This window comes from Kitasatospora sp. NBC_00240 (assembly GCF_026342405.1).
In the GTDB taxonomy this organism is placed as follows: Bacteria; Actinomycetota; Actinomycetes; order Streptomycetales; family Streptomycetaceae; genus Kitasatospora.
The window spans coordinates 7753033-7765608 of sequence record NZ_JAPEMU010000001.1; the positions used below are offsets into that span (position 1 = coordinate 7753033).

Annotated in this window: 8 protein-coding genes and 1 riboswitch; of the genes, 4 read left to right on the top strand and 4 right to left on the bottom strand. The window is 73.3% G+C overall.

Features of this window, described 5'->3' with window-relative positions:
- Nucleotides 1-179 precede the first annotated feature (179 nt).
- Together OG689_RS33265 and OG689_RS33270 are read left to right on the top strand one after the other, a co-directional pair.
- Nucleotides 180-887 (top strand): ElyC/SanA/YdcF family protein, encoded by a 708-nt coding sequence (locus OG689_RS33265; RefSeq protein ID WP_266324530.1) that lies wholly within the window; start codon nt 180-182, stop codon nt 885-887.
- Nucleotides 888-1025: 138 nt separating this feature from the next.
- The gene (locus OG689_RS33270; protein ID WP_266324531.1) at nt 1026-2513 is read left to right on the top strand and encodes a DNA polymerase IV; all 1488 of its coding nucleotides are present in this window, start codon (nt 1026-1028) and stop codon (nt 2511-2513) included.
- 173 nt (nt 2514-2686) lie between these two features.
- On the opposite strand, the gene OG689_RS33275 is transcribed toward OG689_RS33270, so the two are convergent.
- Entirely contained in the window at nt 2687-4168 is a 1482-nt protein-coding gene (locus OG689_RS33275; protein WP_266324532.1) for an MFS transporter, read from the bottom strand.
- Nucleotides 4169-4422: 254 nt separating this feature from the next.
- Nucleotides 4423-5871: a PRC and DUF2382 domain-containing protein gene (locus OG689_RS33280; RefSeq protein ID WP_266324533.1), complete on the bottom strand. Its 1449-nt coding sequence runs from the start codon at nt 5869-5871 to the stop codon at nt 4423-4425.
- Nucleotides 5872-6097: 226 nt separating this feature from the next.
- Nucleotides 6098-6200, top strand: a riboswitch (glycine riboswitch).
- Nucleotides 6201-6438: 238 nt separating this feature from the next.
- On the opposite strand from OG689_RS33280, the gene gcvP reads away from it, so the two are divergent.
- Nucleotides 6439-9339 (top strand): aminomethyl-transferring glycine dehydrogenase, encoded by a 2901-nt coding sequence (gcvP, locus tag OG689_RS33285; RefSeq protein ID WP_266324534.1) that lies wholly within the window; start codon nt 6439-6441, stop codon nt 9337-9339.
- Nucleotides 9340-9490: 151 nt separating this feature from the next.
- Here gcvP and OG689_RS33290 read toward each other — a convergent pair whose 3' ends face one another.
- Together OG689_RS33290 and OG689_RS33295 are read right to left on the bottom strand one after the other, a co-directional pair.
- On the bottom strand, nt 9491-9682 hold the full coding sequence (locus OG689_RS33290; RefSeq protein WP_073927307.1) for a DUF5999 family protein: 192 nt from the start codon (nt 9680-9682) through the stop codon (nt 9491-9493).
- Nucleotides 9683-10008: 326 nt separating this feature from the next.
- Nucleotides 10009-10581, bottom strand: a complete 573-nt coding sequence (locus tag OG689_RS33295; protein WP_266324535.1) for a hypothetical protein — start codon at nt 10579-10581, stop codon at nt 10009-10011.
- Nucleotides 10582-10948: 367 nt separating this feature from the next.
- Between OG689_RS33295 and OG689_RS33300 the strand changes: the two genes are divergently transcribed.
- A complete protein-coding gene (locus OG689_RS33300; protein ID WP_266324536.1) occupies nt 10949-12454 on the top strand; it encodes a glutamate--cysteine ligase in 1506 nt (501 codons plus the stop codon).
- Nucleotides 12455-12576 lie beyond the last annotated feature (122 nt).

Consider the following 12576-nt stretch of genomic DNA (forward strand, 5'->3'; position numbering starts at 1 on the left):
CCGCCGCGGCTGCCCGCCGTGGCGCCGGCGACAGCCCGATCGATCGGGTGCGCCAACCCCCTCGCACGACCCGTGTTCTGACAGCACGAGAGATCCGGCAGCACCGGCGACCGGCCCGGACGGGGAACCGTCCGGGCCGGTCGCGTCGTCACCGGTGGTGAACTGATCAAGGAGGGGTCGTGCGGGTCATACGCTTCGTGCGGGTCGTACTCGGTGGGCCGGCCTGGCTGCGGCAGCGCCGCGGACAGCGCCGGGCTTTCCAACTGCTCGTCCTGCTCTGCGTGGTGGCGCTGGCACCGAGCGCCTGGCTCTGGACGAGCACGGCGGACCGGGTCCGCACCGTGCAGAGCGTGCCGCAGGCCCCTGTGGCGGTGGTGTTCGGCGCCGGCCTGGAGAACGGCACGCCGTCCCCGTACCTCGCGCACCGGCTGGACGCGGCGCTGGAGCTGTACCAGCGGCAGAAGGTCCGGGCGATCCTGGTGACCGGGGACAACGGGCGGGCCAGCTACGACGAGACCGACGCGATGCGGCGTTACCTGATCGAGCACGGCGTGCCGGAGATCCGGGTGGTGGGCGACTACGCGGGTTTCGACACCTGGGACTCCTGCACCCGGGCCCGGCGGATCTTCGGGGTCGAGCGGGCGGTGCTGGTCAGCCAGGAGTTCCACGTCCGCCGGGCGCTGGCCCTCTGTCAGGCCGCGGGCGTCGACGCGTACGCGGTCGGGGTGCAGGAGTGGCACGACGCCACCTGGTACTACGGCGGCCTGCGGGAGATCCCCGGCGCCGGGAAGGCCGCGCTGAACGCCTGGCTGCGGCCCGACCCGGCCCTGCTCGGCCCGCAGGAGCAGGGCATCCCGCGGGCGCTCGCGGACGCGGGCGGGCGCTGACCCGCTCCCGGGCGGTGACCTTGCGCCGCGGGGTACGGTCCCGCGCCGCTGGAGGCCCGGAAGGTCCGGCCGGGCCCGGGCGCGCCGTGCCGATCGCGCGGACGCCTGATTGTCGTACCCCTGCGGCATGATCGGCAGGTGCGGTCACTGCCGAGCATCATCCACCTCGACATGGACGCCTTCTTCGCCTCGGTGGAGCAGGCGGCCAAGCCGAGCCTGCGCGGCAAACCGGTGGTCGTCGGCGGCCTGGGCGGCCGGGGCGTGGTCTCCACCGCCTCGTACGAGGCCCGCAAGTTCGGGGTGCACTCCGCGATGCCGATGGCCCAGGCCCGGCGGCTCTGCCCGAACGCGGCCTTCCTGATCGGCCGCTTCGAGGCCTACCGCCGGGTCAGCGACCTGGTGATGGGCCTGCTGCGGGAGCTCTCCCCGCTGGTCGAGCCGCTCAGCCTGGACGAGGCCTTCGTCGACCTGGCGGCCGGTCCGTACGGCCCGGCCATCGCCGAGGCACCCGACGGCGCCGCCCTGGTACTGGCCCTGGCGGAGGACCTCCGGGCCGACATCGAGCGGCGGACGGGGCTGACCGCCTCGGTGGGCGCGGCGGGCTCCAAGCTGATGGCGAAGATCGCCTCCGAGCAGGCCAAACCGGACGGCCTGGTGCTCGTCGCGCCCGGCCGGGAGCGGACGGTGCTGGGCCCGATGTCGGTCCGGGCGCTGCCGGGGGTCGGCCCGGCCACCGAGCAGGTGCTGCGCCGGGCCGGGCTGATCACGGTGGCCGACCTGGCCGAGGCCGGCGAGGCGGAGCTGGTGCAGCTGCTCGGGCGGGCGCACGGCGCGGGGGTGCTCCAGATGGCCCTGGGGCTGGACGACCGGCCGGTGGTGCCGGACCGGGACGCCAAGTCCGTCTCGGTGGAGGACACCTTCGAGGTGGACCTCGCGGACCGCGACCGGATCCTGCACGAGGTCGACGTGCTGGCCGCGCGCTGCGTCGGCCGGCTCCGTGCGGCCGGGCGCTCCGGCCGCACGGTGGTGCTCAAAGTGCGGCGTTTCGATTTCTCCACGCTGACCCGGTCCGAGACGCTGCGCGGCCCGACCGACGACGAGACGGTGATCGGCGACACGGCGCGCCGCTTGGCCGCCCAGGTGGACGTCACCGGCGGGGTGCGGCTGCTCGGCGTCGGCGTCTCGCAGCTGGCGGACTACACCCAGGAGGACCTCTTCGCGCAGGCCGTGCGCGAGGCGGCGCAGGAGCAGGAACAGGAGCAGGCGAAGGAGCAGGCACAGGCCGAGCAGCGCGAGCCGGGGCCGGGATCGGGGCCGGGGCCGGTGAGCGTGCCGGTGACCGGGGCCGGGTCGGGGCACGCCCCCGGGTCGGCCGGCCGGGCGCCGGGGGAGCAGCCGGCCGAGGCGCCGGCGGAGGCCGGGGAGGTGCCGGCCGTCAGGCGCTGGATGCCGGGGCAGGACGTGACGCACACCGAGTTCGGCCCGGGGTGGGTGCAGGGCAGCGGGGTCGGGCGGGTCACCGTGCGGTTCGAGACGCCGTGGAGCGGCCCGGGCCGGGTGCGGACCTTCCTGGTGGACGATCCGGCGCTGGAGCCGGCCCGTCCGCTGCCCCTGCGGCAGGAGTGAGGCGGCTCGGGACCGGCCGCGGGGCGGGCGGGGACGACGAAGCGGCCCCGCCCGGAGAGTTCCGGGCGGGGCCGCGTGTCGGGCCGGGCCTTGGGTGATCGCGATGCCCTCGTCGATCCCCGGTGGCCCGGTCCCCCCGCGCCCTGTCCCGGGGCGCGGGGGAGGACGCCTCGTCAGGCGTCGGTCTTGACCAGCACGGGGCTGGAGTCCGGTGCGTCGGCCAGGTCGGCCGCGGGGGCGGCCGGCTTGATCCGGCGGATCAGGAAGGGCACGGCGCCGGCGACGAGGCAGACGGCCGCGGCGGTCCAGAACGCGTGCTGGTAGGCGTTCAGGGTCGGCAGGGCGACGGGCAGGCGCGGGATGGTGTCGCCGGTCAGGATGGCGGCCATCACGGCGGTGCCGATGGCGCCACCGACGGTGCGCAGTACGGCGTTCATGCCGTTGGCGATGCCGCTCTGCTCGACCGGGACGGCGCCGTTGATGTAGGCCGGCATCGCGGAGAAGGCGAGGCCGATGCCCAGACCGAAGATCGCCGAGGCGGTGTAGAGGTCACCCTCGTGGCTGTGGCGCATGGCCAGGTAGGACATCGCGACGGCGCCGAGGACGCCGCCGAGCACCAGCGGCAGGCGCGGTCCGCGACGGGCGATCAGGACGGCGCCGAGCGGGGCGGCGACCATGCTGCCGACCGCGGACGGCAGCAGCATCACGCCGGCGTGCAGCACGGTGGCGGTGAAGCCGTAGTGGGTGAGCCGCGCAGGGGTCTGGGCGAAGTTGCTGATCACCATGAAGGAGCCGTACATCCCGAACCCGATCAGCAGACCGGCCAGGTTGGTGAAGGCGACGGCCGGGCGGGACATCATCGACATGTCGACGAGCGGGTGCTTGACCTTGACCTCGATGATCCCCCAGATCAGGGCGACCACGGCGGCGACGGCGAACAGGCCGAGGGTCTTGTTGGAGGTCCAGCCCCAGGAGTTGCCCTGGCTGACGGCGACGAGCAGGGCGGAGAGCCAGCCGGCGAGGGCGATCGCGCCGAGCGGGTCGGCCCCGCCCTCGGTGTCGACGACCGGGTCCTTGGGGACCCGCAGGGCCACCAGTGCGACGGCGATCAGACCGAAGACCAGGCCCATCCAGAAGATGGACTTGTAGCTCCAGTGCTCCAGCAGCAGGCCGGTGGCCACCAGGCCGAGGCCGCTGCCGACGCCCATCGAGGCGCTGATCCCGGCGACGCCGCCGGTGACCTTCTCCTTGGGCAGCTCGTCTCGGACGATGCTGATCGCCAGCGGCAGCACGCCACCGCCCGCGCCCTGCAGGACGCGGGCCACCACGAGCCAGGTGAAGGAGTGCGTGCTCACCGCGAGGGCCGAACCGGCGACCAGCCCGGTCAGCGAGATCAGCAGCATCGGCTTGCGGCCGCGCAGGTCGCCGAACCGGCCGAGCAACGGGGTGAGGACGGCGGCCGAGAGCAGGTTGGCCGTCATCAGCCAGGTGATGTTGGAACCGGAGACGTTCAGTTCCTTGGCGAGCGAGGGCAGGATCGGGACGACCGCGGTCTGCACCACGCTGAATGCCAGCATCGCCAGGATCAGGGCAGGGAGTACCCGGGCACTGCTCTGCTTCTCTGCCGCGGTGGTGGGCTGTGGTGCCTCACTCACGGTGCTTCCTCCAGTACGTGTGCCCGAGGACATTGCTTCAGGCGAGTGAAAGTGAACTAGCTGAAGTAACTTTGGCGGCAGATACTTCAGTGTGTCAAATATCGATCGGTGAAGCTTTGGCAAAGTGCAGGCCGGAGCGGCGCGGAGCGGGCCGATCCGGCCCCGCGCCACCGGCCCCGGGGCATGCCGAAGACGGGCGGGGCCCCGGACCGCGTACGGCCCGGGGCCCCGCCCGTCTGCCGGGGGCGGGCTGCTCAGCTCATCGTGCGCAGCGGCTCGGGGCGCGACTGCACGCCGGCCTGGGCCGCGGCCGGAGCGGCCGCGGAACTGTCCGTCGGCCGGACGGCCGACGAGGAGTCCGCGGGGGAGTCCGGCCGGCCGGCCGTCGACCCTCCGGGGCCGCCGCCCTGGGTGCCCCCGGACGTACTGCCCGAGGAGTGGGCGGCCGGAGCCGGCTGCGACGCCTGGGAGGTGTGTCCGGCCGGCGCGGCGTGCGCGGCCGATGGGCCGGGGGCGCCGGCCGGGGCGCCGTCCTGGATCTCGACGTGCTCACGGTGCAGTTCCTCGCGCACCACGTGATCGTCGGTGAACCGCTCGACCACCAGCCGCACCCGCTCGATCGGCACCAGGTACTTGCGCACCACCGGCCGCTCCTCGCGCAGGGTGACCTCCTCCACGGCCTCCGCGATCTCCTCCTGGGTCAGCGCGTCCCGCTCGCCCTCGGTGACGGGCACCCGCTCCACCCGGACGCGCTCGCGCACCACCGGCACGTGCCGCTCCACCGTCTCGCTGGTCACGTACTTGCGGAGCCGGGCCGTGTACGTCGCCTGCCACTCGGTGGTGATGTCGAGCCGCTCCTCGTGGCAGGTGATCTCGACCGGGCCGCCGGGAGAGGAGGTCGCGGCGTCCGCGCCGGGTGCGGCGAGCGGCGCGGCCTCGGCCGGCTTGGCGTACATCGGTGCCGGGGCGGGCTGGGCGGCGGCGGGCGCGGGGGCGCTCACCGCGCGCACGTTGGTCTCCTCGGCGAGGGGCGCCTTGCGCTCGGGCGCCGCGGCCGGGGCGGCGGCCGCCATGCCGACGGCCGTGGCGGGCGCCGCGACCGTGGGCGGCTCGACGGGTCGTTCCAGCTTCTCCAGCTTCTCGGCCTTCTCCGGCGCGGGGGCCTCGGCGCCCCGCCCGGCCATGGCCGAGCCCGCCGCCGCGCCGGCGACCGCGCCGCCCGCCACCGCGGCGCCGGCCGCGGCCGGTGCGGCCGCACCGGTGCCGGCAGCCGCCGGCCCCGCCGTCATCCCCATGGCCGGGCCGCCCGCGCCGGGCACGGCGCCGAAGTCCAGGTCCGCGGGGCGGTCCTCGGCGCCGGTGTCCTTCGCCGCGCCGGAGCGGTTGTCCGCCGGGGTGTCGAGCCCGTAGTAGCGGTACAGCTGGAGCTCCTGGGCGGGGGAGAGGTGCTGGCCCACGCCGAAGTCCGGCGAGTCCTTCACCAGCGACTTGTCGTACGGGACCCGCAGTTCCTCGCCCGAGAACTCGCTGGTGGTCAGCGGGACGAAGGCGTCGCGGCCGAAGATGCCCGTCCGCACGGCCGCCCACTCGGGCTCGCCGGTCGCGTCGTCCAGGTACACCTCGTCCACGGTGCCGATCTTGTCGCCGTTGCGGTCGACCGCCCGGTGCCCGATCAGGTCTCTGGGGTCGATGTCGGTTTGCACTCAATTCCTCCGGTGCGGATGCTGCTGCGGAACTCCCGCAGGGGTGCGGCTGGAGGGTCCGGCCCATCCGCCACTTCATACGAAAAGGCATGAACCGGGCGCCTGCGAGCGGAGCTCCGCCGTCCGGGCGGGCCGTCCGCCCACCCGGACCAGTGCGTACTCCGATCCGGAGCCGGGACGCACCCGTGATCGGGAGGGCTCCCGCTGGTACCCTGGGCGCGACCGCCGAGCCCGCTCGGGAGAGTCCCCGGCCATCGAGATCCTGGCGGGGGCGCCGAAGGAGCAACTCCTCCCCGGAATCTCTCAGGCATCCGTACCGTGTGGGATAGGTCACTCTGGAAAGCAGGGCAGGACCGCCGGCGAGGGAGCCGACGGCCACCACCCTCACCGACGGTGCAAGCCGACGGGGTGCTTCGGGCATCCCGCGCGGGCGAAGCTCTCAGGTCCCGATGACAGAGGGGGAGGCCTGTTGGGTTCGTTCGCCAGGGCCGGCCCGCTGTCCGCAGCGGCCACGGCCGACCGGCGTGCGCGCCCCCGCCGGTCCGTGACCAGGAGGCCTCGACCATCATGAACGCCCAGCCGAACGCCGGTCGCCCGCTCAGCTCCGCGACCCTCGCCGAGCTTGAGCAGGCCAGCCCCTTCGAGACCCGCCACATCGGCCCCGACTCCGGGGCCCAGGAGAAGATGCTCGCCCACGTGGGCTACGGCTCGCTCGACGAGCTGTCCGCCGCCGCGGTGCCCGAGGCGATCCGCTCGATCGACGGCCTCGACCTGCCGGCCGGCCGCAGCGAGGCCGAGGTACTGGCCGAGCTGCGCGAGCTCGCCGCCGCCAACCAGGTGCTCACGCCGATGATCGGCCTGGGCTACTACGGCACCTTCACCCCGCCGGTGATCCTGCGCAACGTCATGGAGAACCCGGCCTGGTACACGGCCTACACGCCGTACCAGCCGGAGATCTCGCAGGGCCGCCTGGAGGCGCTGCTCAACTTCCAGACCGTGGTCTCCGACCTCACCGGCCTGCCGACCTCCGGCTCCTCGCTGCTCGACGAGGGCACCGCCGCCGCCGAGGCGATGGCGCTGACCCGCCGGGTCACCAAGGTCAAGGGCGGCGTGTTCCTGGTCGACGCCGAGACCCTGCCGCAGACCGTCGCGGTCATCCGGACCCGCGCGGAGCCGACCGGCGTCGAGGTGGTCGTCGCCGACCTCTCCGCGGGCATCCCGGCGGAGATCGCCGAGCGCGGCGTCTTCGGCGTGCTGCTGCAGTACCCGGGCGCCACCGGTGTGGTGCGCGACCTGGAGCCCGTCATCGAGCAGGCCCACGGGCTCGGCGCCGTCGTCGCGGTCGCCGCCGACCTGCTGGCGCTCACCCTGCTCAAGTCGCCCGGTTCGCTCGGCGCCGACATCGCCTGCGGCACCTCGCAGCGCTTCGGTGTCCCGATGGGCTTCGGCGGCCCGCACGCCGGCTACCTCTCGGTCCGCGCCGAGTACGCCCGCTCGCTGCCCGGCCGCCTGGTCGGCGTCTCGGTCGACGCCGACGGCAACCGCGCCTACCGCCTGGCCCTGCAGACCCGTGAGCAGCACATCCGCCGCGAGAAGGCCACCAGCAACATCTGCACCGCGCAGGTCCTGCTGGCCGTGATGGCCTCGATGTACGCCGTCTACCACGGTCCCGACGGCCTGGCCGACATCGCCCGCCGCACCCACCGCTACGCGGCCGCGCTCGCGGCCGGGCTGCGCGCCGGCGGTGTCGAGCTGCTGCACGGCGAGTTCTTCGACACCGTCACCGCCCGCGTCCCGGGCCGGGCCGCCGAGATCGCCGCCGCCGCTCGTACCCGGGGGATCAACGTCCACCAGGACGGCGCCGACCTGATCTCGGTCTCCTGCGACGAGACCACCACCCGCGAGCACCTGGCCGGCGTCTGGGCCGCCTTCGGCGTGCCGCAGGTCGAGATCGACGAGACCGCCGAGGCGCTGCCCGCCGCGCTGCTGCGCGAGGACGAGTACCTCACCCACCCGGTCTTCCACAGCCACCGCTCCGAGACCGCCATGCTGCGCTACCTGCGCCGCCTGTCGGACCGCGACTACGCGCTGGACCGGGGCATGATCCCGCTGGGCTCCTGCACCATGAAGCTCAACGCCACCACCGAGATGGAGGCGGTGACCTGGCCCGAGTTCGGCCAGCTGCACCCCTTCGCGCCGATCGAGCAGGCCCAGGGCTACCTGACCCTGATCCGCCAGCTGGAGCAGCAGCTGGTCGAGGTGACCGGGTACGACGCGGTCTCCATCCAGCCGAACGCCGGTTCGCAGGGCGAGCTGGCCGGCCTGCTGGCCGTCCGCGCCTACCACCACGCCAACGGCGACACCGGCCGCGACGTCTGCCTGATCCCGTCCTCCGCGCACGGCACCAACGCGGCCTCCGCCGTGATGGCGGGCATGCGGGTGGTCGTGGTCAAGACACTGACCGACGGCGACGTGGACGTCGACGACCTGCGCGCCAAGATCGAGCAGCACCGCGAGCAGCTCTCGGTGCTGATGGTCACCTACCCGTCCACGCACGGCGTGTTCGAGGAGACCATCACCGACATCTGCGCGGCCGTGCACGAGGCCGGCGGCCAGGTGTACGTGGACGGTGCCAACCTCAACGCGCTGGTCGGACTGGCCAAGCCGGGCAAGTTCGGCGCGGACGTCTCGCACCTGAACCTGCACAAGACCTTCTGCATCCCGCACGGCGGCGGCGGCCCGGGCGTCGGCCCGGTGGCCGTCCGCGCCCACCTGGCGCCTTACCTGCCCAACCACCCGCTGCAGAGCGAGGCGGGCCCGGCCACCGGTGTCGGCCCGATCTCCGCCGCGCCGTGGGGCTCGGCCGCGATCCTGCCGATCTCCTGGTCGTACGTCCGGCTGATGGGCGGCGAGGGCCTCAAGCACGCGACCCAGGTCGCCGTGCTGAACGCCAACTACATCGCCAAGCGCCTGGCGCCGCACTTCCCGGTGCTCTACACCGGCCCCGGCGGGCTGGTCGCGCACGAGTGCATCATCGACATCCGTCCGCTCACCAAGGAGACGGGCGTGACGGTGGACGACATCGCCAAGCGCCTGATCGACTACGGCTTCCACGCGCCGACCATGTCGTTCCCGGTGGCCGGCACGCTGATGATCGAGCCCACCGAGTCCGAGGACCTGCACGAGATCGACCGGTTCTGCGCCGCCATGATCGAGATCCGCGGGGAGATCGACAAGGTCGGCTCGGGCGAGTGGGCCGCGGAGGACAACCCGCTGCGCGGCGCCCCGCACACCGCAGCCACCCTGGCCGGCGAGTGGGCCCGCGGCTACTCCCGTGCGGAGGCGGTCTTCCCGGCGGGTGTGAACCCGGCGGACAAGTACTGGCCGCCGGTGAGCCGGATCGACGGCGCGTACGGCGACCGCAACCTGGTCTGCTCCTGCCCGCCGATGGACGAGTACGGCGCCTGACCGGTGCCGCGCCCGCAGGCGTGACCTGACCCGGTACACAGTGGTGGCCCCGGCGGATTTCGATCCGCCGGGGCCACCACTCGTCGTCGTGCGGCCGGGCCGCTCGTCGCGCGGCCGGTCTTCCCGTGGGTACGGCCGGGGCCGGCGCGGGTCAGGCGGCGAAGGCCAGCGGGCGGCGCGGGGCGATCACCCGGCCGTCCGGCAGCAGTTCGCCGGTGTCCTCGAAGAGCAGGACGCCGTTGCAGAGGAGGCTCCACCCCTGCTCGGGGTGGCAGGCCACGGTCGCGGCGGCCTCGCGGTCCTCGGAGTCTGCCGAAGGGCACTCCGGACGGTGCTGGCACATGGGTCGTACCCTCGCTTCGCTAGCGATCCTCCCCGTGATGCGGTTGCCGTCGAGAAGTCCGCCGGTGGCCGCCGCGGTAGCCGGATCCTGTCCCGCCGGCCCAGGTGTGAGCCGGCGAATCTGTGGGTAGGACAGGTGGTCCATCCACGCTGGCTCCCAGTGTCGGCGTCCGTCGGCCTTTGCGCAGCAATTTGGTGACATGCGCCACAACTCGCGGGCATAGATCACCCATTCAGATGGCGCGGAGCAGAAATAAATGCTGAACGGGCCATGCCGGGGATGGCCCGATCGGGCTATCCGGCATGACCCGTCCGGAGGATCAGCGGTCAGGAGACTCCGAGGACCATCGGCTTGGCCGGCGCGGGGGCGGCGAGCAGCGCCAGCAGGTCGGCCGCCGGGTAGGCGCGGTGCGCGGTGACCCCCAGCGGCGCGGGGGCCAGCGGGATCAGCAGGTCGGAGGCCGGCGCCGCGTCGGGAGCGTGCAGCCACAGCGCCGTGGCGTACTGTCCGGGAAAGGTCAGCAGTCGCGGCTGGTGCCGGGCGCGCGAGGTCTGCGCGAGCTGCCAGGCCTGCCGCAGCGCCCGGACCGTCGAGTCCAGGTAGGGCCCGGCTGTGAAGTGGGAGAAGGTGTGCCCCTCGACGCCCTGGACCACCTCGGCCGCCGCCGCCACCTCGCTGCCGTCCTTGATCAGGAACCGCCAGCCCGTCCGGCGCGCGGCCGTCAGCCGGGGCCTGGGGCCGTCCAGGACGTGCACCGCGAGCGGGTGCGCGGGCAGCAGCGTGCCGTGGGGATGGCGTAGCGCGGCGGCGGCCGGCTGGCGCAGCGCGATCTCCGAGTCGAGGGCCGCCAGGACGGCGCGCAGGGCGCTGGGCGGAGGCTGAGGTGTCTGCAATGTCATGGCGGGGTCGCCTCTCCGTGAGAGATCGGCGTGCGAGTGCGGCATACCGGCGTGGCGTGTCTGGTGTGACGGGACCTGGGCCGTGTCCGGTTGTGCATGATCGCGGTGCGGGCGCGGCTGCCGCCGTAGGGGGCCCCGGTGTCGTCGTCGACGTCGGAGCGGTGGCAGGCCGGGCTTGAGCGCAGTGCGAATTCTACTCGAACAGGTGCGCAGGGTGACCTGTTTATCACGTTCAGTTGTGCAGGGCAAGTCGGCATTCGACTGATAGAGCGTCAGTTTCCTTGCTTCGTACGACGTTCGACCCCTTCGGGTATCGATCTTCGGGATGGGCATGATGCTTGCACGGTAGGCCTAGAGGAGGGGACCCATGGGCGAGAAGGTCGTGGCCACGCGCGCGGACCTGTCGGACCGGCACATGTACCGACGCAAGCTCCAGTCCTGTCTCGACGTGCTCGAACGGATGCTGCGCGAGAACCGCTTCGACCGGCCCCGGGCCGTGATGGGCCTTGAGATCGAGCTCAACCTGGCGGACGAGCAGGGCCAGCCGCTGATGCGCAACGAACAGGTGCTCGGCGCGATCGCTTCCAGCGACTTCCAGACCGAACTCGGCCAGTTCAACATCGAGGTCAACATCACCCCGCACCGGCTCACCGGACATGTGCTGGAGGAGTTGCGCGAGGAGATCGACACCGGCCTTCGCTACGCCGACCGGAAGGCCGCCGAGGCCGGCGCCCGGATCGTGATGATCGGGATCCTGCCGACCCTGGAGCACGACCACACCGGCCTGGAGTCGATGTCCCACAACCAGCGGTACAGCCTGCTCAGCGACCAGATCCTGGCGGCCCGCGGCGAGGACATCGCGCTGGACATCGAAGGGGTCGAACGCCTCCAGCTGGAGTCCGTCACCATGGTCGCGGAAGCCGCCGCCACCTCGCTGCAGATGCACCTCCAGGTCACCCCCGAGCGGTTCTCCTCGGTCTGGAACGCCGCCCAGGCGCTCTCCGCGCCGCAGGTCGCGCTCGGTGCCAACTCGCCCTTCCTGTTCGGTCGGGAGCTGTGGCGGGAGACCCGCCCGGTGCTGTTCCAGCAGGCCTGCGACACCCGTTCGGCCGAACTCAAGGCCCAGGGTGTCCGCCCCATCACCTGGTTCGGCGAGCGCTGGGTCGACTCCGCGCTCGACCTGTTCGCCGAGAACCTCCGGTACTTCCCCGCGCTGCTGCCGATCTGCGACGACGAGGACCCGGTCAAGGTGCTGGCCTCCGGCGGCATCCCCAAGCTCGCCGAGATGCGCCTGCACAACGGCACCATCTACCGCTGGAACCGGCCGGTGTACGACATCGCGGACGGCGTGCCGCACCTGCGGGTCGAGAACCGCGTCCTGCCGGCCGGGCCGACGGTCGCCGACACGCTGGCCAACGCCGCCTTCTACTACGGGCTGGTGCGGGTGCTGGCCGAACAGCCCCGGCCGATCTGGACCAGGCTGCCCTTCATCCAGGCCGACGAGAACTTCCACAACGCCGCGCGGCACGGGATCGACGCCGTGCTGCAGTGGCCGCGGGCGGGCTGGGGCGGCCGGGGCGGCGGCGTGACCGCCGTGCCGGCCGTCGACCTGGTGCTGAACGAACTCCTCCCGCTCGCCTACCAGGGGCTGGACGAGTGGGGCGTGGAGCCGGCCGATCGGGACCGCTACCTCGGGATCATCGAGCAGCGCTGCCTGCGCCGGACCAACGGCGCGGCCTGGCAGAGCGCCACCTACCACCAGCTGCGCGAACGCTTCGGGATGGACCGTCCGGCCGCCCTGGCGGCGATGACCAGGCGCTACGCCGAGTACATGCGCGGGGGAGAACCCGTGCACACCTGGCCGGTGGGCTGACCCGCGGCCCGGCGAGGGGGCCGGGGCGGGGTCGGTACCGGGCGGGAGAGGGCCGGGGTGCGGGCGGGGTCGCGACGGTGAGGGCCGTGGGCGGCCGAAGTGCGAGGGGCGCCGCGCGCCCG